This window comes from Leeuwenhoekiella sp. CH_XMU1409-2, assembly GCF_037029365.1.
Taxonomy (GTDB): Bacteria; Bacteroidota; Bacteroidia; order Flavobacteriales; family Flavobacteriaceae; genus Leeuwenhoekiella; species Leeuwenhoekiella blandensis.
The window spans coordinates 16,125-41,517 of record NZ_JAYMEI010000018.1 but is presented as its reverse complement, the minus strand read 5'-3'; the positions used below and the strand labels follow the sequence as shown (position 1 = coordinate 41,517).

Below are 25,393 nucleotides of genomic sequence, written 5' to 3'. Positions count from 1 at the left end.
TTTTTTAATAATTTGATTCGATTGATGTTACTTTGGCGTCTCCCCAAAGGCTTTCAATATCATAATACTCCCTGATGTGTTTCTGAAAAACGTGAACCACAACGTTTACATAATCCATCAACACCCATTCTGCATTCTGCATGCCTTCTACGTGCCAGGGCTTATCTTTTAATTTTTTACTTACCGTTTTTTGAATGGAATTGACAATTGCAGCAACCTGTGTGTTTGAGGTACCATTGCATACGATGAAGTAGTCACAAACCATGTTCTCTATTTCCCTAAGGTCTAATAAATCAATGTTTTGACCCTTCACTTCCTCAATCCCCTCTAGAATAGTTGTTATTAATTGATCTGTACTTACTTCTTTTTTACTCATTAAATCTTTTTTAGTCTGACAAAGTTATTACAATTTTGTTTGATAGTGTTTTTTGCAATCACTTTTAAGCCATTCTATTTATCGTATGAAAATAGTCAAACTTAATGCCACAACTTCTACAAACAGCTACTTAAGATCGTACACCAAGGAATTAAGTCCCGAAGCTGATGTTTTGGTTTGGGCTATCGAGCAACGATCAGGTCGTGGTCAACGTGGTGCTTATTGGGAAGCACAACCGGGCAAAAACCTTACACTTAGTGTGTTTAAGCGTGTTGAAGCACTACCCATTGATAAATCATTCTACATCACGATGGCAACTTCTTTGGCTGTTTTTGAAGCTTTAGAGGCTTTAGGTTTACAGCAACTTTCAGTAAAGTGGCCAAACGACATATTGGCAGGAAGAAAAAAAATATGTGGCGTACTTATCGAGAGTATCATTCGCAACGGATTAACCGGCGTGATCATAGGAGTGGGGCTTAATGTGAATCAAGTGCATTTTTCTAAAGCACCCAATGCAACTTCTATAGCTTTAGAAACCGGCCGTTACTTTGATCTGGAAGAAGTTCTTAACCTCCTCATTCAGAAATTTTACAAATATGTAGAACGTATCGTTTCGGGAGCTTTTGAATCGTTGAAGGCAGAATATGAGTCTAAACTGTTCAGAAAAGATAAGGCTTCAACCTTTGAGAGCCCTTCAGGTGAGCGCTTCACCGGAATAATAAAGCAGGTTTCAGAAACAGGAAAGCTCATCCTTCAACTTGAAGATGAGCTTTATAAAGAATTTGATCTAAAAGAATTAAAACTTCTTTACTAGATCGTTTGTAAGTTTTCTGCTAAGGTTTGAATGAACTTGGTAATAGGGCCTTTGATCATCATCGACATCATGGCATTAAATTCACCTTCAAACTCAAAATATGCTTCACTGCTGTTTTCAGTAAGTTCTTTAATGTTTGCGGTAAGTGTAAACGGTAATTTATCACTGGCAGCACCTAAAACTACTTTATTGTAAGGCACACTGTTTTTCAGTTCTAAAACAATATCAGGCATTCCCTTCAGTGCAAAAAGAAATCGTTTCTCGCTTAAAATCTCAAATTTACTAATGCTGTCTGGCATTAACTTTTTGTAATTGTTTACATCATTAAGAAAGTTGAAAATCGTTTCAGGGCTTTTATCAATAGTCTTCTTAGGGCTTTCTATGTACATAGTTTTTTATAAGTCTGTGAAAAATTTAAGCGTTTTATGTTTTTTTTATTCGGAAGGTGCAGCCTGCCACGTGTCTGGAGAAAGGCGCCAGGTCTGCAGGGTTAAATGTTCTTTTTCTGAAATGTACTGCGTGTCTGAAGCTTGTTCCAGCAAATGATCGTAATCACTTAACGTGTAAAGATCAATGCCGTATTCTTCAAAGTTGCTTTTAGAAATGTCAAAACCGTAAGTAAAAATGGCTAACATTCCCTTGACATTGGCCTCAGCGGCTTTTAAGGCATCAACAGCCATTAAGCTGCTTTTACCTGTGCTTATAAGATCTTCAACCACAACTACCGATTGACCAGGTTCTAGTTTACCTTCAATTTGATTCTGGCGACCGTGCTTTTTGGCTTCCGGGCGAATGTAAATAAAGGGTAGGTTTAAAAAATCGGCAACGAGCATACCTATACCTATAGCTCCAGTTGCAACACCGGCAATCACATCGGGCTTGCCGTAAAGCTGCTCGATTTGATTTGCGATATTCTCACGTAAGTAGTTGCGTATCTGTGGGTAAGATAAAGTAATACGGTTATCGCAGTAAATAGGCGATTTCCATCCGCTGGCCCATGTGAATGGGTTTTGTGGTTGTAATTTAATTGCATTAATTTGCAGTAACAACTCAGCTGTTTTTTTAGCTGTTTCCTTTTTTAAGATCATGGTACAAATGTATAAAGTTTTTGTAAATGATGTGCCCATTATACTTTCAACTGAAAAGTATATTGGCGAAAATTACACATCCATTCCCATAAAACGTGCAAAAATAAAAAGCATTATTAAACAGGTTAACCGTGGTCAACTCACGCACATCAATTTATACCACGCTAAAGGCAAGAAATTACTCAAGTTTCTGAAGAAAAAATTGCCGGTAGTTGTCGCCGGTGGTGGAATGGTTTTTAACGACCACTCAGAAATCCTTTTCATAAAACGCAACGGTAAGTGGGACCTTCCTAAAGGGAAATTGGAGAAAAAAGAAACCATCGAAGAGTGTGCGGTACGCGAAGTAAGCGAGGAAACCGGTTGTCAGGATTTGGTTTTAGGTGATCTTATTACGGTAACCTACCATGTTTTCAAACGTAATGGTAAGTTTAAACTGAAGGAAACGTATTGGTACAAAATGAACACTACCTACAGTGGACCATTAGAGCCACAACCTTCTGAGGGAATCAAAAAAGTACGTTGGAAGAATTTTGAAAAATCTCAGAAGGCGTTGACAATGTCTTATGAAAACATCAAACTCCTTTTTCCGAAGGAATATTTAATTAGTAATCCTAAAGATCGGGTAGCGTAAGTAGGCCTTTTCATAGTTGTTAGAATGCTCATAAATCCACTCGAGTTGCATGTACCAGTTTTGAGCAAAACGTGTGTCATTTTCTTTTAAGTCTTCAAAAGCTTCTTTCATTTCAGGATCTGCATCCAGTAATTCTTGTGCTCGATCTTCCCAAACGTAAGGCGAGAAATGTTCTTTCTGCTGAAGAATGGTGTCAAAATAATTCCAGTTGAAAAATGAATCTACTCCTGAAGGTTCAAGCATTTCCATAATGTAGCGTAGTCCAGACTGATTGGTTTTAACCACGTAATCTCCTTGTCTAATATTTATTTCTTGAGTTGAAGTTTCAACTTGGGTATTGTAATGCAGATAATGTCCTTCATAGGCTTGGTTACGCGTTTTGTAATCTGCAATATGATATACTTCAGCAGTTAGCGTACTGTCTTTTTGAAAACGCTCAAAGTCGATTTCGTTTTCTTTTAAACGCTCCATCACGTGATGCCATCCCTGCGGAATTACATAAGCAGCGGGAATCGTAACATCACCGGCTGGTTTCATATAATTATAATAGGTTACTTCTTTCTCAAAAGGCTTGTTGCGATCGTATTTTAAACGAGACATTCCGGTAACGGTACTTGTTTTTCGCTCGCCTTCATAGCCTAAGAAATTGAGCGTTGACGTCTTACTGCTGTCAATTTCAAAGTGTAATGTATACGCTTGTCCTGTAAGCGCCCCGCTTCGGTACAGAGAATCTTTAGCTTTCCGCAAGGCTTGTATTTTTGCACCATCTTTTTCAGTGATCTTGATCATTGATTTCATCAACTCGTAGGTTCCGGTAACACGATCTTTATACGGTTTAAGCATATGTGTTTCTACCATCATTCCGAAGGTATTCCATAGAGTGCTGTATCCTGTAGAATAGCGCGGGTAGTCCATAAATTGAGAAAAGCCAATTTCAGGAACCTGATTAAACACATTAACATAAGGTGTAATTGGCCAGTCTTTAGCGGCGAGATCTTGCTCCAGTTGCGGCTGTAATTCTGTATGAAGATAATCGCCTAATTCGTCGCCCAGCTTATTGTGCTGTGTAAACAAATGCGTAAGTACATATTGATAATCGGCACCATTGCTCACGTGGTTGTCGATCAAAACATCCGGGTCTACCATATGATAGATTTCTGCAAAGGCACGCGCGTTGTAAGTGTCAGCTTTTACAAAGTCACGATTGAGATCATAATTTTGAGCATTTCCTCTAAAACCGTATTCTTCAGGGCCATTTTGATTAGCACGTGTTCCTGTATTTCTGTTGAGCGCACCGCCAATATTGTACACGGCAATGGCACCGATCCATACATTTTCTGGTGTTTCAATTGTGCCGTTGGCCAGATCGCGCATCATCATCATCGTCGCATCAATACCATCTGATTCTCCGGGATGAATTCCGTTATTGATCAAAATGCGCGTCACCTCCTTGGCATCAGCAAATTCTGAATCAAACGTGCGATTGGTGTTGTAGGTTACTAAGGTAAGCGGTTCTCCGCTATCGGTTCTCCCAATTTTATAGGTTTTGATCGAAACATAAGCAGCATCCAGATCATCGTAGTATGCCATTACTTCGTCATAGGTGGGCGTTTGATTACCATTTCCTTTTTCAAAAGGTGTGATTAGATCAAAATCTTCGGGTTTTGGTTTTTCGGCACACGAGAGGGCGATAAGAAATACGAGACTGAGTAGGGCTGCTTTCATATGAATGTTGAATAGTTGAAATGCTAAAATTACTAATTAATTAAAGTTTGAACCGTGGTCTTTGTTCAGAAACTAAAAGAACGGGCGGTATTGCTGAATTCTAAAATCAAAGGTTGAAAATTGCGGATCTTTCAGTCTTTGCTCTTTATAACTTTTCATACTGCCTATCGCTCGATTGGCAGCGCCGGAAGGTGCAGTTAAGGAAACAGTTTTTATACACCGTTCTCTCATTTGAAACTGATGGATTCGCGGTACTTTTGAAGAAACGACTTCTAATTTCAAGTTATTTTCCTTGAGTTGTTTTCTGAAAAAATATTCAGGACCATTTTTGCTATTTCCTCCGGTAAAAATAAGCGTGTGGATCTGCGGGAATTCTTTAAGAAAGCCTACCAAATTCCGTAATTCCACTTCCTGCATGCCTAGATCTGAAGCATCAACTTTTTCTCGTTGTGCAGCAGCTACAATATCACAAACGCCAATTTTTCGGCTTTTTAGAAAATGGGAGCGCTGCTCAATAGCGTGAGCGGTGTTTTCATAAACCAAGTTCAAATCAAAAATTTGATCGAGAATGGGCCACAGCATTCCGTTTTTACTTCCGTAGCAAAAATCTACATCTTCGGGCAGCAAATCTCCTGTTGTAAATCGGGGAGGCGGCAACGTGCCTACAATGAGTTTAGTCGCGTGTTCAAGATTAAAAGGAGGATACGGGTGCGTGTGCTCAAACATTTAAGAAGGATTGACTTCTTGCTTCCACTTGATCCCACAGCCTAAGCTAGGCTTTTGAAGTTCGTTTTGTTGGCGATTGTTGAATACGTTATCCAAGGCCTCACGCAGGTCTCTTCCGTTTACGGGAATGCCGTTTCCGGGACGAGAATCATCGAGTTGACCGCGATAAATAAGTTTTAATTCCGCATCAAATAAATAAAAATCAGGTGTGCACGCGGCATCATAATCTTTAGCCGTTTGCTGTGTTTCGTCGTATAAATACGGAAAGCTGAAATTGTATTTTCTTGCGATCTCCCGCATTAGCCACGGGCTGTCTTCGGGATAATTTTCTACATCGTTACTGCTTATAGCAACAAAGCCGAAGCCTAGCACCCGGTAATCATTAGCAATGCGCACGATCTCCTCATTTACGTGTTTTACAAAAGGGCAGTGATTACAAATAAACATCACTACCGTTCCACGTTCCCCCGCAACATCTGTTAGTGTTACGTTTTCATTAGTAAGTGGATTAGGAAGTGTAAAAAACGGAGCTTGTGTTCCTAACGGAAGCATATTTGAAGGTGTTCTTGCCATAGTGTGATCTCTTTTTCCAACTGTAAAATAGGTCGTAAACCAGCCGGACTTGTTACAAATACTAAAGTTCTTTTAAATCTTTGGGCTCAGGGAGCTGCCTTTGTAACTTTAATAAAAACTAGCAATTATGAAAAATACATATAGTTCGCTATCCGTAGCGATCGAAGAATTACAGAAGAAAGGATACGATACCGATTTTAATCTGGTAGACGAAGGGATAGAATCTAAAGCGCATAAGAAAACCTGGAAAGCAGGACAGATCGAAGTAGAAGAAGCGTTTAGGTTTGAAGGAATGACCAACCCCGGCGACAACAGTGTGCTTTATGTGATCAATACCGACAGTGGTGAGAAAGGTCTCTTAGTGGATGCGTATGGCGCATATAGCGGACAAATTTCTCAGGAAATGATTCAAAAACTGAAGATTGAGCATAATGAATAACGACCTGAAATGGTCTGAATTTGAGCGCGTAGATATGCGTGTGGGGACCATTATAAGCGTAAGCGATTTTCCTGAAGCTAGAAAACCCGCTTTTCAATTACATATAGATTTTGGCGAAGAACTCGGAGTTAGAAAAACCTCGGCACAAATAACCAAAAAGTATGAGCGGCAAGAACTAGTAGGGAAACAAGTGATCGCGGTAGTGAATTTTCCTAAAAAGCAGATTGCCAACTTTATGAGCGAGTGCCTGTTGCTGGGCGCAGTAGACGGAGAAGAAGTCACGCTACTCAATCCAGATTTACCCGTTCCTAATGGGTTACGCATAAGTTGATATAAAAAAGTAAAAGCCTCCTGAAAAGGAGGCTTTTTAATGTAGTAGAGTTCGTGACAACTATTGTTCTCCACTGCGTGTTGGGCTGAGGGTTTTTGCTTCTTCTTTGGTGTACATCCTAGACTTAATAACAAACCGAATCCCAAGCGGAATTTCTAGTGAGAAACTCGAGCCTCTTCCCGAGGTTATATCAACCGTGAGTTGTGTATGCTTCCAATATTCAAATTGATCTTTAGACATAAAAAACTCGCAGCCGTGTATGGTTCCCAGATACACATCGGTCTCATTGATCATAAGATCGCCTTTTGGGAAACACATAGGGGACGAGCCATCACAGCAGCCCCCGCTCTGGTGAAACATAAGTTCACCATGTTCTTCCCTTAATTGATCTATAATTTCCTTTGCAGCATCTGTTGCTTCTACACGTGGTGTCATGATTTGATTTTTAGAAAAAGCCCATTGCTTTTTTGTCGTAAGAGATCAGCATGTTTTTGGTGTGACGATAATGTGCCAACATCATTTTATGGTTTTCACGACCAATACCAGATTTTTTATATCCGCCAAATGGAGCGTGTGCAGGATAATTGTGGTAGTTATTTACCCAAACACGACCTGCTTTAATCGCTCTTGAAATTTGATACGCCTGGTGTGTATCTCTTGTCCAAACTCCGGCACCTAGTCCGTACAAGGTGTCATTTGCAATTTCAATAGCATCTGCTTCATCTTTAAATGAAGTTACACAAAGTACAGGGCCAAAAATTTCTTCCTGAAATACGCGCATTTTGTTATTTCCTTTTAAGATCGTAGGCTGAATGTAATATCCACCTTCAAGACCTTCATTGTAAGCAGCGCCACCACCACAAAGTACTTCGGCACCTTCGTCTTTACCAATGTTGATGTAGTTTAAGATTTTCTCATATTGATCATTAGAAGCTTGTGCACCCATCATCGTATCCGGACTCAAAGGATGTCCTAATTTTATGGCTTTGGTACGCTCTACCACGCGTTCTACGAAAGCATCAAAAATACTTTCCTGCACCAGTAAACGAGAAGGACAGGTACATACTTCACCTTGATTCAAAGCAAATAGCGTTGCACCTTCAAGACATTTATCAAAGAAGTCATCATCAGCATCCATTACACTTTCAAAAAATACATTTGGAGATTTCCCTCCAAGTTCAAGAGTAACCGGCGTAATATTTTTTGAAGCATATTGCATAATTAATTGACCGGTTGTGGTCTCACCAGTAAACGCAATTTTGTTGATACGTGGGCTAGAAGCAAGAGGTTTTCCGGCTTCGGCTCCAAAACCGTTTACGATATTGAGCACTCCGGCCGGTAGAATATCTTCGATCAATTCCATAAGAATTAAGATTCCAACAGGCGTTTGTTCAGCAGGTTTGAGCACTACGCAGTTTCCGGCAGCAAGCGCAGGAGCGAGTTTCCAGGTTGCCATAAGTAATGGGAAATTCCACGGGATAATTTGCCCGACGACCCCAAGTGGTTCTGTGACATTCAAGCAGACGGTATTGCTGTCTAGTTCGCTTACCGAACCTTCTTCGGCTCTAATCACACCGGCAAAATATCTAAAGTGGTCAACTGCAAGCGGTAAATCTGCCGCCATCGTCTCCCGTATCGCTTTACCATTGTCCCAGGTTTCGGCACGCGCAAGCGCCTCGAGATTTTGCTCCATCACATCCGCAATTTTTAATAATAGATTACTGCGGTAAGCTGCTGCAGAATTGTTCCACTCAGGAGCAGCCTCCCAAGCAGCATCAATGGCTTTTTCGATATCCTCAGATGTTGAACGCGGTATTTTTGTAAAGTTGGCCCCGTCAACAGGAGATACATTGTCAAAATATTGTCCTTTTACCGGGGAAGTCCATTTTCCTCCAATAAAGTTTTCGTACTGATCTTTAAATTTAGGCTTCTCTATAACGTTTGCGGAAGCAGTTTTTACATCACTCATAAGAATTGTCTTTAAATTGTTACACGTTAATTTTCGGTTGAATTAGAATCTAGGAAATGCGCTATGCATTTTAGGTTGTCTAAAGTTAATCAACACATACACAGCTGGGTTGACCAATTCTATCAAAAAAGTGTACAATTCTCTCAAAAATTATAAATGTGTTAATTTTAGCTATATAATATTGTATATTTAATACTTAATCAATCTTACTTTAAGGATAATATAATTTTCATTATGCAATTGCCCGATTCTTTTTTCGAAAACAGAAAGCTTGAAAATCTTGTTGAGAATCAAACCTCATATACCTTAAATAATGCGGCAATGCATGTATTTGAAACCCATCAACAGGCAGAACGTGTTTTGCTACAATTTGACAAGCCGGTACTGGCAAGTATGCTTCACGGAAAGAAAATAATGCACTTGCGTGATCACAACAGCTTTGATTTTTTACCCGGAGAATCACTTATTCTTCCTGCAGACGAAGTGATGTGTATCGATTTTCCTGAAGCGCAACACAGCAACCCCACGCGGTGCCTGGCAATGGCCATTGCAGAAGATAAAATCAAAAATGTGGTGACCTTGATGAATGAAAATATTGGCAAAGCAGATGGGCAAGAGTGGAGCCTGATGGATTATAATTTTCATTTTACTAACGATGCCGGAATCTTTCAGATCTTGCAACGCTTGCTCTTTCTTTTTACTGAAAATCACCCTTCAAAAGATTTCTTTGTAGATAATATGTTGCAAGAATTGATCGTGCGTATTCTGCAAACCAATAATCGAAAAATCTATACCGATAAAGCGCTTAAGCTTAGCAGCGATAATAGACTGGCTTATATAATTCAATACATACGTGATCATTTGCACGAGTCTCTTTCTGTAGAGTTACTAAGCAGAAAAGCTTGTATGAGTGAATCTAATTTCTACCGTGTCTTTAAGAATGAATTAGGCCTTTCTCCTGTTGACTTTATAAATACAGAGCGTATTAAACTTGCGGTAAGCTTACTCCAAGACCCTAACCGAAAAATCAAGAATATTTATCTAGAATGTGGTTTTGAGAGTAGATCGTATTTTAATCGTGTATTCAAACGTATGAACAAGATCTCTCCAGGAGCTTTTCAAGCAAAAGTAGCTAAGGGCTAAAATTCGACTTCAAAAGACTTCATTTTATGTAAATAGCTCGAGAGCGCTCTGCTGGTAGTCTGCTGAATTTTAAGTTTCATAAATTTGGTCCAGCCTAAAAGAAATCCTTTAAAGCCTAGCGCTTGTCTAGACCAGCGCCAAAGATCAAAATGATCGGTATGCTGTACGATCTTCCCATTTTGAAAGCTAAAGGTTCCAACGACATGATTGATCACTTTTCGTTTTTGTGGCCCATAGGTATAGGTTGCGGTCCATTTTGCGCTCCCATTGTAGTCATTGGCTTGCACCTCGCTAAATTCAATATGCAGCGCATCACCACCGCGCTCGATCAACATATACCACATTGCAAAAGCCCGTTTCCCTTGAATTTTTCCAAAAGCAGGATCTTCAAAGATGATGTTTTTTGCGTAGCAGGAGGTCATCGCCTGTGGATCGTGGTTTTGAAAAGCTTTGTAGAAATTGGTAATGATCTGTTCGTTGGGATGCATCCTCGTCTTATTGGTGACCTAAAATTACGGTAAATCCGTTGGCTTTTGGGTACACTATTGCCTTAAAATAAGAAGTAATCTTTTAATAGCGTTTGGGATCCCCTAGGCTTGGGCTTATTTCATCTTTCATAAAAGGAGTCAACTAGCAAGACCAAAATGGAGACTTATTCCAAAAAGAACTTTAGACTTCACAATAAAGATTTTAATAACGAATTAATAGCGTTGAGCTAACTATTTTTTCAATCGAAGTTCGTGTTCTGTTTCCTCTAAAATAAGTAAATTCAAGGATGAATAAAGGATTTCAATCGTTGTATATAGGTTTTGGTTATTGATTTATAAAAACTATAAATCAAAGCTATCAAAATAACTTCTCAATATTGAAGTTCTTTACATCACAGAAATCTTTAAAATCTAGTAGACTTATGGAAAATAAAAACGGAAACGATCACGGAACAGACGGCAAAGTTTGGGACGTAAACGAATCAGCTAAATGTCCATTTTTAAGTGGTGAAATGAATCACGTCACCGGGCAGGGCACTACAAACAGAGATTGGTGGCCCAATCAGCTTAACCTAAGTATTTTAAAGCAGAACTCTTCTTTGGTTGATCCAATGGATGAAGATTTTGATTATGCTGAAGCATTTAAAAGCCTTGATCTTGCAGCGGTAAAGCAAGATTTATACGATTTGATGACCAATAGCCAAGATTGGTGGCCTGCAGATTATGGGCACTACGGTCCGTTTTTTATTCGTATGGCCTGGCACGCGGCAGGAACCTATCGTATTCACGATGGTAGAGGAGGAGCCGGTAGCGGGCAGCAGCGTTTTGCACCTTTAAACAGCTGGCCAGATAATGCCAACTTAGATAAAGCACGTTTGTTGTTATGGCCAATTAAAAAGAAATATGGAAATAAACTTTCTTGGGCCGATCTATTGATTCTTGCCGGAAACTGCGCCCACGAGTCTATGGGATTAAAGATGTTTGGTTTTGCAGGAGGACGTGAAGATGTTTGGGAACCCGAAGAAGTTTATTGGGGAGCTGAAACCGAATGGTTAGGAAATAAAGAGCGCTATGAAGGCGGCGAACTAGAGAAAGCCCTTGGTGCGGCTCACATGGGACTGATCTATGTAAACCCTGAAGGACACAATGCCAATCCAGACCCGGTAGAGTCGGCACACTTTATACGTGAGACTTTCGGCCGAATGGCGATGAACGATTATGAAACAGTTGCGCTAATTGCAGGTGGGCATACCTTCGGAAAAACCCATGGTGCAGCAGATCCTGATGAATATGTTGAAGCAGAACCTGCAGCCGCAGGAATGGAAGCTATGGGAACCGGTTGGAAGAACAACTTTGGTTCTGGTAAAGGAGCAGATACCATCACCAGTGGATTAGAAGGTGCCTGGACCGATACACCTACACAATGGAGTAATAAATATTTTGAGAATCTATTTGGTTACGAGTGGGAATTGACAAAAAGCCCCGCAGGAGCACACCAATGGAAACCTAAGAATGATGCCGGAGCAGGTACCGTACCTGATGCACACAGAGCAGATGTGAAGCACGCTCCATTTATGTTAACCACAGATTTATCACTGCGTTTTGATCCTGAGTATGAGAAAATCTCCAGACACTTCATGGAGAATCCAGAGGAATTTGCTGATGCATATTCACGCGCTTGGTTCAAATTAACGCATCGTGATATGGGACCAAAAGAGCGTTATTTAGGAGCCGAAGTTCCTCAGGAAGAATTGATCTGGCAAGATCCTATTCCGGCAGTAGATCACGAGTTGGTTTCAGATGCAGATATAGCGCATCTTAAAAAGAATATATTAGAATCAGGCCATTCAGTTTCAGAGTTGGTTTCTGTAGCTTGGGCTTCTGCTTCTACCTTTAGAGGATCTGACAAGCGTGGAGGAGCTAACGGAGCGCGTATACGTTTTGCACCACAGCGCACTTGGGATGTGAACAATCCTGAGCAATTAGACGCCGTTTTAAAAACCCTAGAAGGAATTCAAAAATCTTTCAATGATTCGCAAAGCGGAAACAAAAAAGTGTCAATTGCAGACCTTATTGTCTTAGCAGGTAGTGCCGCAGTAGAAAAGGCAGCAAAAAATGCCGGTCACGATATCAGCGTACCTTTTACGCCGGGACGAGCAGATGCGCTTGAGGAGCAAACCGATGCTTCGGCATTTGACGCATTAGAGCCAGTTGCTGATGGATTCAGAAATTATATGAAAGACCGTTTTGAAATTAAAGCAGAAGAATTTCTCGTAGACCGTGCGCAATTATTAACATTGACACCACCTGAAATGACGGTCTTAGTTGGAGGTTTACGCGTATTGAATACCAATTTTGATGGTTCAGATTATGGAGTATTCACAGATAAACCTGAAACTTTGACCAATGATTTCTTTGTAAATCTATTGGATATGAATACCACCTGGAAAGCAGTTTCTGAAGAAGATGAACTCTTTGAAGGAAGTGACCGCAATACCGGTGAGAAAAAATGGACGGGTACACGTGTCGATTTAATCTTTGGTTCAAATTCAGAATTAAGAGCCCTTGCAGAAGCCTATGCGCTTGAAGATTCAGGAGAGCGTTTTGTAAAACACTTTGTGAAGACGTGGGTTAAGGTGATGAATTTAGATCGCTACGATGTAAAATAAAACAACAGTTTCTATTGAATTAAGTAAAGGCAGTCCGTATCGGATTGCCTTTTTTAGTTTCATATTTTAGGCTTTTTTAACTTGTACATATTGATTGTTCTTATTAAATTATCAGCCTAAGTAAAACCTTTTAGTTTTTTGATAAAAATCAAGATAGTTTATTGATTATAAGATTAGTTTTACTTGGTTAAACCCCAGATCACCATGAAACAAAAATTACTCATTTACACACTATTTTTGAGTGTGTCTTCCCTCGTTGCTCAAGTCGGCATCGGGACAACCTCTCCAAAATCACAGTTAGACATTTCTGCTACCAGCATAAGCGCACCAACCAATACAGATGGTTTGTTGATCCCAAGACTTTCAGATTTTCCTGCTACTAATCCGGGTGCCGACCAAAATGGTATGCTTGTTTTTTTAGCAACAGCTTCCGGAAGTAATCCTATTGGGTTTTATTACTGGAGTAACCCGCAAACCAAATGGATTGGTTTAACTACGGGGCAAACAGGCTGGTCTTTAACCGGAAATACCACAACGATAGACGGTACTAATTTTTTAGGAACTACAGATGATGTTCCTTTAAATTTTAGAATACATAATACTAAGGCAGGTAGAATCTCAAAGACACAAACCTTTTATGGCTATCAAGCCGGAAATGTGAACACAAGTAACAATAATGTTGCTCTGGGTACACAAGCCTTATTAAATGCAACCAATTCAAACAGTACTGCTGTAGGTTATAGAGCCCTTTATACTTCTGTTACAGGAAATCAAAATACAGCTGTAGGGTATGAGGCATTACACAACGGTACAAACAATGATAATACAGCTTTGGGCTTTCGTGCATTAAGAAATACAACCACCGGAAATTCTAATACTGCATTAGGAAAAGATGCGATGCTTAATACCACAACCGGAAATGAGAATGTTGCCATAGGGAAAGATGTGATGCTTTTTAATACCACGGGTTATGAAAATGTAGCCATCGGGAGAGAAGCAATGCGCGTGAATACGACAGGAGGCCAAAATACAGCAGTTGGTAAAAATGCCTTGGCTTCAAATACCACTTCAATCCAAAACACCGCCGTGGGTAAAAACGCTATGATCGCTAATACAACTGGCGAAAAAAACACAGGCATAGGTTCTGAAGCATTAAATAATAATACAACCGGTAGTTATAATACAGCAATTGGTTTTGCTGCCATGTACGACAGTCAAGGAGGACATCGCAACACAGCTTTGGGCTATGAAGCGTTGAGGAACTCAAAAGCAGATGGCAATGTGGGAATTGGTTTTAATACTATGCGCCTCACCAATACCGGGACGTATAACACTGCAATTGGCTATTCTACACTCTACAATAATACAAGTGGCTCAGAAAATATTGCCTTAGGCCATGATGCACTAGATGAGAATACTTCAGGAAGTAACAACATAGCTTTAGGAAGGTGGGCATTTAATACTAATGCAACTGGGAGCAATAATGTTATTATTGGCTATGATGCCGACGCAACAGTTACAGGATTGACCAATGCGATTGCAATAGGTTCTGGAGTTAGAATTGGCGTCAGTAATAAAATACGCTTAGGAAATACCGCCATAACAGTCGTAGAAGCTCAAGTGGCATTATCGACTACTTCAGATAGGCGTTACAAAGAAGAGATAGCAACTCTTCCGTTAGGTTTAGATTTTATAAATCAAATCAGACCGGTAGAGTATGTGCGTAAAAGCAATGCAGATAATACAAAAGAATGGGGTGTTATCGCACAGGAGCTTCAGCAGGTTTTAGCTGATACTGGTTATGATGGTGCCGGGCTTATATCAGAGGATGGGTCTGAAGAACATTACTTATCGGTGCGTTATACTGATTTGATCGCACCAATGATCAAAGCAATTCAAGAATTGACAGAAAAAGATAAGGAAATCCAAAACTTAAAGAAACAGGTTGAAGCACAAGACGCCAAATACGATGCGCTTCTAAAACGCATCGAGGCTTTAGAAAAAGCAATTAATTAAGCTTTAACCTCGTTTTCTAAGGCAGCTCCGTTTTCGAAATCAGTAAGGTTTTGAAGTGTTACCTGCGCAATTTGCTCTAAGGCTTCTTTAGTAAAAAAGCCCTGGTGGCCGGTAATGAGCACATTAGGAAAGGACATTAATCTTAAAAAATCATCGTCTTTATTGACCGTTTCAGAAAGATCATTAAAAAATAAGCCTGATTCTTGCTCGTAGACATCGATGCCCAGATAGCCTAGCTTTTCACTTTTTAAGGCTTCAACCACTGCCGAAGTATCAATTAAAGCCCCACGGCCGGTATTGATGAGCATCGCTCCGTCTTTCATTTTTTCAAAGGCGTTGCCATCTATAAGATGATGTGTATGTTCGTTAAGCGGACAATGCAGCGAGATGATATCTGACGCTTTTAATAGCTTTTCAAGTTCAACATATTCAACACCAGAACTTTTCAATTCCTCATTCGGTTTAATGTCATAAGCCAAGACCTTACATCCAAAACCTAGCATAATTTTGGCAAAACATTGCCCGATGATCCCTGTACCAATGACCCCAACGGTTTTTCCGTAGAGGTTAAATCCGGTAAGTTTTTCTAAAGAAAAATTATTTTCACGCACCCGATTATACGCTTTATGCGTTTTTCGATTGAGTGTGAGAATCAAAGCAACCGCGTGCTCGGCGACTGCCTGTGGCGAATATGCAGGCACACGTACCACTTTGATATTCTTTTCTGCTGCTGCTTTCAAATCTACATTGTTAAAACCGGCGCAGCGTAAAGCGATGAGTTGAATACCATTTTTAGCTAATAGGTCTATAGTGGCTGCGTTGAGGTCGTCATTCACAAAAACACAAACAGCATTAAAATCCTTGGTTAGCGAAGCAGTATGCTCATTTAATCCAGTCTCAAAAAAGGTGAGTTGATGGTTGAAATCAGTATTTGTACTGTCAAAGAAATCCTGATCGTATTTTTTTGTACTGAAGAAAGCGATGTTCATAAGGAGAAGGTTTAAGCACTCTAAGTTATTTTATTTCGGGCTCAAACCAAAGTTTTACTTAAACTAAGAAACTAATTATTTGATGCTGTGATGTTTGTAAATATTTTCGAAATTTAAAGTCACATAACTATTAAGAAACTGCATTAAGCTTAATTTCCTTTTAATCTTCTTCAAATGAAAGCACAAACCATCGATCAGGTCATTGAGCAACTGGACGCTATTATCCTTACCGAAAAACAAAACAACAGCGCTATGGCATTTTTTCCAATTCTTTATAATCGGGTAACTAAGCGCATTAAGGCCGGAATTGAAGCTGAAGAATTTGACGATAACGCGCGGATGGAAAAATTAGATGTCATTTTTGCCAATCGCTATATCGAAGCCTATCAACACTACAAAGCAGGAAATCCTCCTACTGAAAGTTGGCTCAACGCCTTTAAAGTTTCTGAAGCGCTAGTGATGCAACACCTGCTTTTGGGCATAAATGCGCACATCAATCTCGATTTAGGGATTGCAGCTGCTGAAACTACCGGGGCTCATGGTTTGGCTGATTTTGAACGAGATTTTAATAAGATCAACGAAGTACTAGCTGCGATGGTTGCCGATGTAAAAGCTGCCATAGGCAAAGTGTCGCCGCTGTTTAAATTACTAGAATTGGTAGGTAAAGGAAAGGAAGATAAGTTGGTCTCTTTTAGCATTAATATAGCTAGGGACGGGGCTTGGCTATTTGCCAATGAATATGCCGCAGCCGTTAAAAAAGAAGAAGCAATCGCTGACCGTGATCAGGTAATCGCAGCTTTAGCCGTAAAGATTGTAAACCCAAAGAGTAAGCTTTTACAAGTGGTCGCAAAGGTGGTGCGCTTTTTTGAGGTGAAAGATGTGCAGCGTGTCGCAGCGATTTTAGAACGTTGATTTGCTTATTGATCAGGATTTAATGCTTCGACGCTTATAGTGAGCTATTTGAAGCCTTTGATAGGTCATTTACTTTGAACTGAATCATTTCTTTGATGAGCTGTTCTGGAAGCGGTTCGCTATGCGGAAACTGTACCGATCCTTTTCCCTTTTTATAATCTGATAATTGATCCTTAAAATGCTCGTGAGTCACCGGAGTTGCATAGAACCCTAAGTGATTTGCAAATCCGCCAAAATAAACCATTGGCTTCTTATTCAATTTGTAAGCCGGCATATGATAAGCAATACTTTCGGCCGCTTCTGGAGCAACCTGCTGGATAAGGCTACGCATCAACTTCATTTTTTCTTGAACCTCCTCAGGAAATTCTGCGATATATTCGTCGACGTTTTTAGCTTCAGTTGTATTCATAAGTTTAAGATTAACCTCCTAAAGCTAGTGAAAAATTCAATTGCAAATTACTGGCGGTCAAGTGCCTTTTGCATCGCTTCCATCAAAAGTCCAACGTGGTAACCGTCTACTAAGGCGTGATGTGCGTGAACAGAAACCGGCAAAGTCACCTGTCCCGCGTCTTGCTGAATTTTACCAAATGTGATCTTAGGGCAACTGTCGTTAATTGAAAACTTGCGTGCGTGAGAAACTGCACTAAAATTAAACCACGGCAACGCAGAATAGTGAACTACTTGATCTGTCATGCCATGAGGCATCAGTTGGGTTGTGCTTTGAACGCGTTCTTTTTCAGCAGAAAAATGGGTTTTAAAAAGATTAAAATCAGCTTCATGTTTGATCATCGAGAAGCCAAAGGTATGATCTGGTCGCGCTATAGTAGTAGAAACATCAATACGCTCATAAGCTATAATTTTACCTTTATGAATGCGCTGCCTAAAATTGGGGATCGCGTTTACGGCGGTATTCGCCGCGTGCAGATAATAGGCGAAAATGGGTAATGCGTTGGCTTTGCAGTAAGCGTAAGCTCTGGTGAGATCTACTGTGGTTGTTATCCCAAAAAAGGGTTCTTCAAAATCTTTAAAAAAATTAAATTGTTCTTTTCGGGTATAGGTTTCTAGGGCTATTTCTTCTATCATGCTTAATTTTGTTTGTGCAAATTTCAAAAGGCAATAAACCTTAAACAAGGACATGTGTCCCAACTAAACTATGTTTCAAGAAGCTTCTAATTTTCTGAATTTTGTAGAAGAGCTCTATACGCAGGACACAGCTGGAGTATCGCTGGTAGAATTTAATGCGAAAGAGATGCTGATGCATCAAGGATCTGCTGCGCAACATGTTTTTATTCTGAAAAGCGGTCTTTGTAAAATAAGTCTGGTGGAAGAAAACGGGAAAGAATATATTCTGGCATTTTTAAGTACAGGTGAAATTTTAGGAGAATTAGAATTGATACGCGACGAACCGCGGTTATGTTCGGTGCAGGCATTAAACAAAGTAGAAGCTTATAAACTCACTAAAACTTGTTTTCTAAACTTGCTGAATACAGATCTTAAGCTGAATCGCCTCATCATAAATGCCTATGCAGAACGTATTACCAATACCAGTAAAAAAGCTTCTTTTCAGAAATTATATACTTCTGAAAACGGACTTCAACGCATTCTAAAACTCCAAGAGACTGAAAATATCGAGATATCAAAAGCAGACCTTTCTGCCTATCTGGGAATTTCTGTCCGCAGTTTAAATCGATCGCTTAAGAAGTTGAAAGAAGAGGAATAAAAAAAGCCCTGATCACAGGAATCAGGACTTTTACAATTAACATCAATCAAAATTCAGCAGGATTACTCTAGCGTGATTTCCACTTCTTGTGCGATATTTCTGCTTGAGGTTCCTACTTTAATTCTATACGTTCCGGATTCTAAACTCCAGTTGTTTGTGTTTTCATTCCAATAGCTTAATTCGTTAACCGGAATTTGAAGGGTGAGGGTTTCTGAAGCTTCCGGTGCTAAAAGTGAAGTTTTAGCAAAAGCTTTTAATTCTTGAGCTGCGCGGTCTATAGCAGTTTCAGGTTTTGCGACATACACTTGAACCACTTCTTTACCGGCATTGGCTCCTATATTTTGAATTGTCGCAGTAACGTTGATCACATTATTTTCAAGGCTTGAGGTGACCTCGCTTACTGCGAAATCAGTATAAGACAACCCAAAACCGAACGGGTAAGAAACGTCAAGCTTTTGGGTATCAAAGTGTCTGTAGCCAACATAAATTCCTTCTTCATACGTAGTAAAATCTACATCTTTTTCTTGCTCATCCTCTGGTTTTTCAGCTTTTCCCCAAAGCATATCGGTCATTTGCATCGGTTTTCCATCTAATGGAAAGTTGGCGTGACTCGCGTGATCTTCAATATTTACAGGAAAAGTCATCGTAAGTTTTCCACTAGGATTCACTTTTCCGTCTAGAATGTCAGCTACAGCATTCCCGCCTTCCTGACCACCTTGCCAAGCAAGAAGAATAGCATCTGGTTGTGCTTTCCAAGAAGCCGTTTCAATAACACCGCCAATGTTGAGCACCACTACAACTTTTTTACCCGCTTTGTGAAAGGCTTCGGTTGTTTTGTTGAGCATTTCTTGTTCAAGCTGTGAAAGTAACCAGTCGTCTTTAACAACACGATCACCACCTTCACCACTATTACGGCCAATGGTCACGACAGCCACGTCGCTAGAGTTTACAATATCTTGCATCAATGCATCTGTGTATTCAATTTGAGGAGGGGTGAAAGGCGAAAACATGGCATTCATACCTTCGGGCTTTTTAAAGGCTTCTTCATTAGCCGCTTTGTGATCTTCATAAGTTTTCTTGGCAACTTTATTAATCGTGTAGCCATTGTTTTGCAGTCCTTCTTCCAGAGAAACCGTGTAGGCTTCATTCACATCTCCAGATCCGGTACCGCCGGCGATAAAATCATAAGAAGTAACCCCGATTAAGGCAACATTCAAATTTTGGGCTAGGGGCAAAGTGGCTTCATTTTTAAGCAAAACCATACCTTCTGAAGCCGATTTGCGCGTGATCGCTGCATGTGCTTTAAGGTCTGGTTTTTCGCTATACGCATAGCCTTGCATTTTCTGAGATTTGAAAACCAAGGTTAAAATGCGAGATACCGCTGTGTCGATAGCTTCTTCGGTTATGCTTCCATCTTCATAGCCTTCTTCTAGCGCATCCCATTGTTTTTTGGTTCCCGGCTCTAAAAGATCATTTCCTGCATTAACCATCGCTACAGCATCGTTTCCACCAAACCAGTCAGACATTACAAGTCCTTCAAAATCCCATTCGTCTCTTAGAATATCGGTGAGTAAATCTTTACTTTCTGAAGTATAGGTGCCGTTCACTTTATTGTACGAGGACATAATCGTCCACGGTTGGGCATCTTTTACAATGATCTCAAAACCTTTAAGGTAGATCTCGCGCATCGCACGGTCAGAAACGCGTGTGTCGTTATAATTACGATTGGTTTCCTGATTGTTAGCAACAAAGTGCTTAACCGAAGTTCCCACGCCATTGGCTTCGATACCGTTTACCATAGCGGCTCCTATTTTTCCGGTAACCACAGGATCTTCAGAATAATATTCAAAATTACGCCCGCAAAAAGGATGACGGTGTATGTTGGCACCCGGGCCTAGAATCACATCAATTCCATATTCTAAAGCTTCATTACCCATCGCATCGCCAACTTCGGTCACTAGATCGGTGTTCCAGGTAGAAGCGAGCAAGGTTGCAATGGGGAATGCAGTACAATAAAACGTGCGGTCAATCCCCTCACGTATGGGTTCAATACGCAGTCCGGCAGGGCCGTCTGAAAGATTAACCTCGGGAAGTCCCAAACGGGGTGTAGCCACTATCGTACCCACAACACCGGGAATACCGTCATCACGAATTCCCATTGCTGAAGCAAGCCCTGAACCTTTGAGTAAATGAATTTTTTCTTCAATAGTCATTTGCTTTAAAACATCTGCGACGCGCATTTCGATAGGATTGCGATCGTCTTCATAAACGTCTAAAGCGCCATTTCCATTGCGATCGATGAAGGTGTTATCGGCAAGGGTAAGCTCTTTTAGGTTTTTATTTTCGGCATAATCATCTTCAAAACTTAAGAAGGTGTTGCTTACATAAAGGTAGCCTATCACGCCGACGATCAGTGCGATAGCTACAAGTATGCCGAGCGCTTTTAAGGTGATGCGTAAAATTTTTTTCATAATACGATTATTTGTGTCGATACGCCACAAATATAGAAAAATAATAATTGTGTCAAATAGTCACAAATTATTATTTTTGAATTATGAATTACGAGCAATTTCTCAGTGAAGGGCATAAGCACTTCATCCCACACCTTTCTACAGACTTAGTGATCATCGCATATCACGAGGATAAACTAAAGTGTTTATTGTTGCGCATTGCTGATGAATGGATGCTTCCTGGCGGATTTATAGGAATGGAAGAAAGTGTAGATACAGCTGTTGAACGCGTGTTGAGAAGCAGAACCGGACTCACAGATCCTTATTTGCGGTTTTTATCGGTTTTTGGAGACGGCTCTAGAGCCTTTGGCGATGTTTGGAAAGCTCATTTTGAAAGAGGTCAGGTTAAGTGGAATCCAGACTATTGGATCAATAAACGCTTTGTAACGCTCACGTACTATTCACTAGTGAATTACGAAGAAACCCAGCCGGCTATTCAAGATTTTGATGAGGAATTTGGGTGGTTTGCGTTTGACAAATTGCCTAAGATCACGATGGATCACGAGGCCATTCTGCACAAAGCAAGACAAACTTTAAAAGAAGAAGTGGGCTTAGAGCATTTAAGTTATAATCTCCTGCCGGAAAAGTTTACGATGCCGCAATTGCATCAATTGCATCAACATATCTTGGAAGAAAATATAGACCGAAGCCGCTTTCAGAAAAAGATGTTGGCATCGGGACTCTTTAAGCGCTTACCCAAATTGAAAAAGGATACCCCGGGCAGAAATCCTTATTTATACACTAAAATTTAGTCGGTAATAAAGAGTTGCACGATCGTGACAATTCCTATCAACAAAATAAAAGAGAGTGAAAGCTTTCTGAAGTTTTTCTGCGGAATGTAGACCAGTATTTTCTTTCCGATCCACGTGCCAAGCAAACCGATTACAAACAGGAACGGAACATACTTCAGTTCTTCTTTGTGAATGTAGCCGTTGTTGTAATACACAATAGTTCGGGAGAAATCAATGGCAAAATCAATCAAGGCTGAGGTCGCTATAAAAGCACTTTTTTCCAGATTGAAAGCAGCCATGGTCAAGCCGCGTATGGCACCTCCGGTTCCTAGAAGTCCGGCAGAAAATCCTGAGAGTGAGCCACCAACTATTGCATTTCGCGCGCTGGGTTTAAAAACGATTTCACTTTTGATCAGAAAGAGCAAACTAAAACCTACGAGAAAAATACCCAGAATAATTTCAAGAAAATGTACTTGAAGCAGCTTTGATAAGTAGCCACCAATGATCACAAAGAGTACCGAAGGAATACCCAACCGAAGCACCAGTTTTTTATCTACGCCTTTTTTAAAGAGAAAGATCTTACTCAAATTGCTTGATAGGTGAAAGACTGCGGTAAGCCCTAACACCGAATAAAAATCAAAGTAAAAATTACCAATAGGCACAAAAAACACCGAAGATCCAAAACCACCTATGGTTCCGATAATCTCAGCAATTAGAGCCAAGAGTAAAAAAACAACGCTGATGTCTTTCATAAAGCGGTCTTTAGTTGGATTTAAAATTCTTCAACTAAAGATACTTAGAAAATATAAAGACCGTAGTGCATTATCCTCTTAAAACCTCTTGCAGATAGGATGCTGTCTTGCTTGTCTTGCTTACAGCAATTTCTTCGGGAGTGCCGGCAATGACAATAGTACCTCCTTCATCTCCTGCGCCGGGTCCCATATCGATTACCCAATCGCTTGCTGCGATCACCTGCATATCGTGCTCAACAAGAACAACAGTGTTTCCTGCTTCAACCAAATGATTGAGTTGCAATTGCAATTTTTCAACATCGGTAGGGTGAAGTCCGGTTGTAGGTTCGTCAAGCACGTACAACGTTTTACCGTTGTTTTGACGTTGGAGTTCTTTAGCCAACTTGATACGTTGTGCTTCTCCGCCTGAAAGTTCGGTAGCGGGTTGTCCCAAACGTAAATAGCCTAAACCTACATCTTCTAGCAATTGAAGCGGTTGATGCACCCGAGCTTCAGCCTTAAAGAAATCGGTTGCCTCGGTTACGGTCATGTTCAGTACTTCAGCAATGTTTTTATCGTTATAGGTAACTTCTAAAGTTTCGGCATTGTAGCGTGTGCCATCACATACGGGGCACGGTGCATAGACGCTGGGTAAAAACAACAATTCTACCATTACCGCACCTTCTCCTTCACAATTGGGGCAACGGCCTTTACCAACATTAAACGAAAAGCGTCCGGCTTTGTATTTTCTCGATTTTGCCAGGTCGGTTTTAGCAAAAAGCTTGCGTACGGTATCAAAAAGCCCGGTGTACGTCGCAAGATTAGAACGCGGCGTTCTACCTATGGGTTTTTGATTTACGAGCACCATACGTTTGAGATGCTCGCTTTCTGCGGCAATACTTCCTGAAAGAGGCTGTTCCGTTTCCTGTTGCAAGAGTTCTTCCGACTCCTCGTTTTCTTCAGAAGTCGGGTTTCCTAAGTGCATCTTCATTAACTCCACCAGCGCCTGACTAACCAAGCTACTTTTCCCTGAACCGGAAACTCCGGTAACTGAGGTCAGCGCCCCAATGGGAAAAGCTGCATCGAGCTGGTTGAGGTTGTTGCGCGTGACACCTTCAAGTTTGAGCCAATGTTGAGGTTTTTTACGTGAAGTTTGCTGAAAAGGATTTTCATTAAACAAATGCGCTCTTGTTTTTGAAGCAGCGCAGTCTTTTAAACCTTCCGGTGGGCCACTGTACAAAATCCTGCCGCCACCTTCTCCGGCATCCGGACCTACATCAACGATCCAGTCGGCTTGGCGTACCACATCGAGTTCGTGTTCTACCACAAAAATCGAATTTCCGCCATTTTTCAGCATTGCTAAGGTGCGTAATAAAGCAGCCGTATCTGCCGGATGCAACCCTGCCGAAGGTTCATCTAAAACATAGACGACACCAAATAAATTACTTCGTACCTGTGTAGCAAGTCGCAGGCGTTGATGCTCTCCGGGAGAAAGCGTTGGGGTATTTCGGTCGAGTGCTAAATAGCCTAACCCCAGATCGAGCAGTACTTCAATACGACTAACAAAATCTTCGGCGATGCGTTGAGTGACTAAAACTTTTTCCTGATTGGTTTTTGCCAGTTTTTTTAATGCTGAAGCCGAACCTTCGCTGTAGGGTTTAAAAATAGCATTCAATTGTTTCAGCGGAAGCTGAGCGATCTCGGCAATATCATAACCTGCAAAAGTTACTGAAAGTGATTCGGGGCGCAGGCGTTTACCGTTACACGTCGGGCAGGTGCTGCCCACCATATATTCAGACACGCGCTTTTTCATCGATGCGCTGGGCGAATTGGCATAGGTGTGTAGAATGTAATTTTTTGCGCTGGTGTAAGTGCCTTTATAGCTGGGTTGCTCGTTGTTCTTTAGCGCTTGCTGCACTTCCTGCGGACTGCGATCACGGAAAACCGGTACGGTAGGGGTTTCTTCAGTAAAAAGAATCCAGTCTTTTTCTTCCTGCGGAAGTTCCTTCCACGGGATATCTACATCATACCCCAAAGTGACCAGAATGTCCCTCAGGTTTTTGCCTTGCCAGGCTTTGGGCCAGGCGGCAATGGCCCGTTCTCTAATGGTTAAGCTGTCATCAGTAACGAGGCTTTTTTCGGTTACGGAATACACTTTTCCCAGACCATGACATTCCGGGCAGGCTCCTTCTGGCGTGTTGGTTGAGAAGGCGTCGGCATATAAAAGTTCTTGACCTTCCGGATAGTTTCCTGCGCGGGAATATAACATACGCAGCAAGTTAGAAAGCGTAGTCACCGAACCTACTGTAGAGCGTGTAGAACCCGAGCTGCGCTGCTGCTGTAACGCTACCGCCGGCGGTAGTCCATCAATAGCATCTACTTCAGGAATGGGCATTTGGTTGAATAACCTGCGCGCGTAGGGCGAAACCGATTCTAAATACCGGCGTTGTGCTTCAGCGTATAGGGTACCAAAGGCTAAGGATGATTTTCCGGAGCCCGAAATACCGGTAAACACCACGAGTGCATCCCGCGGAATTTCAACAGAAACATTCTTGAGATTATTCTGGCGGGCGCCTTGCACGACCACATATCCTTCTTTAGCCATTAGCTTGTTTTATGGGCAACACAGGGTTTAAATCCCGAAATGTGCCTCGCAGTTGATGTTTTTCTAACGCCTACCTCACGATCTTGGAACGAGGTAGTTTACGTATGGCGCCGAATATAACAAGAACCGCTCAGCTGACCTGCCGGATTTGGAAGTTTATTGGCACCGCCAAAGGATTTAATATTCCGTCCCGATAACTATCGGGAT

General features: G+C 41.0%; 25 protein-coding genes. 10 read left to right on the top strand and 15 right to left on the bottom strand.

Features of this window, described 5'->3' with window-relative positions:
- Positions 1-4: 4 nt before the first annotated feature.
- A complete protein-coding gene (gene rsfS, locus WA338_RS16200) occupies positions 5-376 on the bottom strand; it encodes a ribosome silencing factor (protein WP_009781411.1) in 372 nt (123 codons plus the stop codon).
- 85 nt (positions 377-461) lie between these two features.
- Here rsfS and WA338_RS16195 point away from each other — a divergent pair, with 85 nt between their 5' ends.
- The gene (locus WA338_RS16195; RefSeq protein ID WP_272984679.1) at positions 462-1,190 is read left to right on the top strand and encodes a biotin--[acetyl-CoA-carboxylase] ligase; all 729 of its coding nucleotides are present in this window, start codon (positions 462-464) and stop codon (positions 1,188-1,190) included.
- On the opposite strand, the gene WA338_RS16190 is transcribed toward WA338_RS16195, so the two are convergent.
- Entirely contained in the window at positions 1,187-1,579 is a 393-nt protein-coding gene (locus WA338_RS16190; RefSeq protein WP_009781409.1) for a hypothetical protein, read from the bottom strand. The two genes, WA338_RS16195 and WA338_RS16190, sit on opposite strands and share 4 nt — an antisense overlap.
- 45 nt (positions 1,580-1,624) lie before the next feature.
- Positions 1,625-2,278: an orotate phosphoribosyltransferase gene (pyrE, locus tag WA338_RS16185; protein ID WP_272984677.1), complete on the bottom strand. Its 654-nt coding sequence runs from the start codon at positions 2,276-2,278 to the stop codon at positions 1,625-1,627.
- Positions 2,279-2,285: 7 nt separating this feature from the next.
- Here pyrE and WA338_RS16180 point away from each other — a divergent pair, with 7 nt between their 5' ends.
- The gene (locus WA338_RS16180) at positions 2,286-2,909 is read left to right on the top strand and encodes an NUDIX hydrolase (protein WP_040533707.1); all 624 of its coding nucleotides are present in this window, start codon (positions 2,286-2,288) and stop codon (positions 2,907-2,909) included.
- On the opposite strand, the gene WA338_RS16175 is transcribed toward WA338_RS16180, so the two are convergent.
- From WA338_RS16175 to WA338_RS16165, 3 genes are all read right to left on the bottom strand, one after another.
- On the bottom strand, positions 2,877-4,634 hold the full coding sequence (locus tag WA338_RS16175; protein ID WP_272984676.1) for a M14 family metallopeptidase: 1,758 nt from the start codon (positions 4,632-4,634) through the stop codon (positions 2,877-2,879). The two genes, WA338_RS16180 and WA338_RS16175, sit on opposite strands and share 33 nt — an antisense overlap.
- A gap of 72 nt (positions 4,635-4,706) precedes the next feature.
- The gene (locus tag WA338_RS16170; protein ID WP_272984675.1) at positions 4,707-5,360 is read right to left on the bottom strand and encodes a uracil-DNA glycosylase family protein; all 654 of its coding nucleotides are present in this window, start codon (positions 5,358-5,360) and stop codon (positions 4,707-4,709) included.
- Entirely contained in the window at positions 5,361-5,933 is a 573-nt protein-coding gene (locus WA338_RS16165; protein ID WP_272984674.1) for a thioredoxin family protein, read from the bottom strand.
- 127 nt (positions 5,934-6,060) lie between these two features.
- Here WA338_RS16165 and WA338_RS16160 point away from each other — a divergent pair, with 127 nt between their 5' ends.
- On the top strand, positions 6,061-6,372 hold the full coding sequence (locus WA338_RS16160; protein WP_072983457.1) for a phosphoribosylpyrophosphate synthetase: 312 nt from the start codon (positions 6,061-6,063) through the stop codon (positions 6,370-6,372).
- Positions 6,365-6,703, top strand: coding sequence for a tRNA-binding protein (locus WA338_RS16155; RefSeq protein WP_272984713.1), 339 nt, complete (start codon positions 6,365-6,367; stop codon positions 6,701-6,703). The genes WA338_RS16160 and WA338_RS16155 overlap by 8 nt, the downstream gene beginning before the upstream one ends.
- A gap of 60 nt (positions 6,704-6,763) precedes the next feature.
- Here WA338_RS16155 and WA338_RS16150 read toward each other — a convergent pair whose 3' ends face one another.
- Positions 6,764-7,138: a DUF779 domain-containing protein gene (locus WA338_RS16150; RefSeq protein ID WP_272984673.1), complete on the bottom strand. Its 375-nt coding sequence runs from the start codon at positions 7,136-7,138 to the stop codon at positions 6,764-6,766.
- Positions 7,139-7,148: 10 nt separating this feature from the next.
- Positions 7,149-8,672 (bottom strand): aldehyde dehydrogenase family protein, encoded by a 1,524-nt coding sequence (locus WA338_RS16145; protein WP_272984672.1) that lies wholly within the window; start codon positions 8,670-8,672, stop codon positions 7,149-7,151.
- A 321-nt stretch (positions 8,673-8,993) separates the two neighbouring features.
- Between WA338_RS16145 and WA338_RS16140 the strand changes: the two genes are divergently transcribed.
- Positions 8,994-9,815: an AraC family transcriptional regulator gene (locus tag WA338_RS16140; RefSeq protein ID WP_230199282.1), complete on the top strand. Its 822-nt coding sequence runs from the start codon at positions 8,994-8,996 to the stop codon at positions 9,813-9,815.
- On the opposite strand, the gene WA338_RS16135 is transcribed toward WA338_RS16140, so the two are convergent.
- Positions 9,812-10,303, bottom strand: a complete 492-nt coding sequence (locus tag WA338_RS16135; protein ID WP_009781398.1) for a nuclear transport factor 2 family protein — start codon at positions 10,301-10,303, stop codon at positions 9,812-9,814. The genes WA338_RS16140 and WA338_RS16135 overlap by 4 nt on opposite strands.
- Positions 10,304-10,725: 422 nt before the next feature.
- On the opposite strand from WA338_RS16135, the gene katG reads away from it, so the two are divergent.
- Together katG and WA338_RS16125 are read left to right on the top strand one after the other, a co-directional pair.
- Positions 10,726-12,972, top strand: a complete 2,247-nt coding sequence (katG, locus tag WA338_RS16130; RefSeq protein WP_272984671.1) for a catalase/peroxidase HPI — start codon at positions 10,726-10,728, stop codon at positions 12,970-12,972.
- Positions 12,973-13,176: 204 nt separating this feature from the next.
- Entirely contained in the window at positions 13,177-14,988 is a 1,812-nt protein-coding gene (locus tag WA338_RS16125) for a tail fiber domain-containing protein (RefSeq protein ID WP_009781396.1), read from the top strand.
- On the opposite strand, the gene WA338_RS16120 is transcribed toward WA338_RS16125, so the two are convergent.
- Entirely contained in the window at positions 14,985-15,977 is a 993-nt protein-coding gene (locus tag WA338_RS16120) for a 2-hydroxyacid dehydrogenase (protein WP_009781395.1), read from the bottom strand. The two genes, WA338_RS16125 and WA338_RS16120, sit on opposite strands and share 4 nt — an antisense overlap.
- A gap of 174 nt (positions 15,978-16,151) precedes the next feature.
- On the opposite strand from WA338_RS16120, the gene WA338_RS16115 reads away from it, so the two are divergent.
- Positions 16,152-16,889 (top strand): DUF5995 family protein, encoded by a 738-nt coding sequence (locus WA338_RS16115; RefSeq protein ID WP_009781394.1) that lies wholly within the window; start codon positions 16,152-16,154, stop codon positions 16,887-16,889.
- A gap of 34 nt (positions 16,890-16,923) precedes the next feature.
- On the opposite strand, the gene WA338_RS16110 is transcribed toward WA338_RS16115, so the two are convergent.
- Positions 16,924-17,298 (bottom strand): iron chaperone, encoded by a 375-nt coding sequence (locus WA338_RS16110; protein WP_009781393.1) that lies wholly within the window; start codon positions 17,296-17,298, stop codon positions 16,924-16,926.
- A 47-nt stretch (positions 17,299-17,345) separates the two neighbouring features.
- Positions 17,346-17,972: a chloramphenicol acetyltransferase gene (locus WA338_RS16105; protein ID WP_040533702.1), complete on the bottom strand. Its 627-nt coding sequence runs from the start codon at positions 17,970-17,972 to the stop codon at positions 17,346-17,348.
- Between the two features lie 70 nt (positions 17,973-18,042).
- Here WA338_RS16105 and WA338_RS16100 point away from each other — a divergent pair, with 70 nt between their 5' ends.
- Positions 18,043-18,609, top strand: coding sequence for a Crp/Fnr family transcriptional regulator (locus WA338_RS16100; protein WP_009781391.1), 567 nt, complete (start codon positions 18,043-18,045; stop codon positions 18,607-18,609).
- Positions 18,610-18,671: 62 nt separating this feature from the next.
- Here the strand turns inward: WA338_RS16100 and WA338_RS16095 are convergent, their stop codons facing one another.
- A complete protein-coding gene (locus WA338_RS16095) occupies positions 18,672-21,080 on the bottom strand; it encodes a beta-glucosidase family protein (RefSeq protein WP_009781390.1) in 2,409 nt (802 codons plus the stop codon).
- Between the two features lie 83 nt (positions 21,081-21,163).
- Between WA338_RS16095 and WA338_RS16090 the strand changes: the two genes are divergently transcribed.
- Positions 21,164-21,871 carry an NUDIX hydrolase gene (locus tag WA338_RS16090; RefSeq protein ID WP_009781389.1) on the top strand — a complete coding sequence of 236 codons (708 nt, stop codon included), beginning with the start codon at positions 21,164-21,166 and terminating at the stop codon, positions 21,869-21,871.
- Here WA338_RS16090 and WA338_RS16085 read toward each other — a convergent pair.
- The gene (locus WA338_RS16085; RefSeq protein WP_009781388.1) at positions 21,868-22,602 is read right to left on the bottom strand and encodes a sulfite exporter TauE/SafE family protein; all 735 of its coding nucleotides are present in this window, start codon (positions 22,600-22,602) and stop codon (positions 21,868-21,870) included. The two genes, WA338_RS16090 and WA338_RS16085, sit on opposite strands and share 4 nt — an antisense overlap.
- A 70-nt stretch (positions 22,603-22,672) precedes the next feature.
- Positions 22,673-25,186, bottom strand: a complete 2,514-nt coding sequence (gene uvrA, locus WA338_RS16080) for an excinuclease ABC subunit UvrA (RefSeq protein WP_272984670.1) — start codon at positions 25,184-25,186, stop codon at positions 22,673-22,675.
- Between the last annotated feature and the right edge of the window lie 207 nt (positions 25,187-25,393).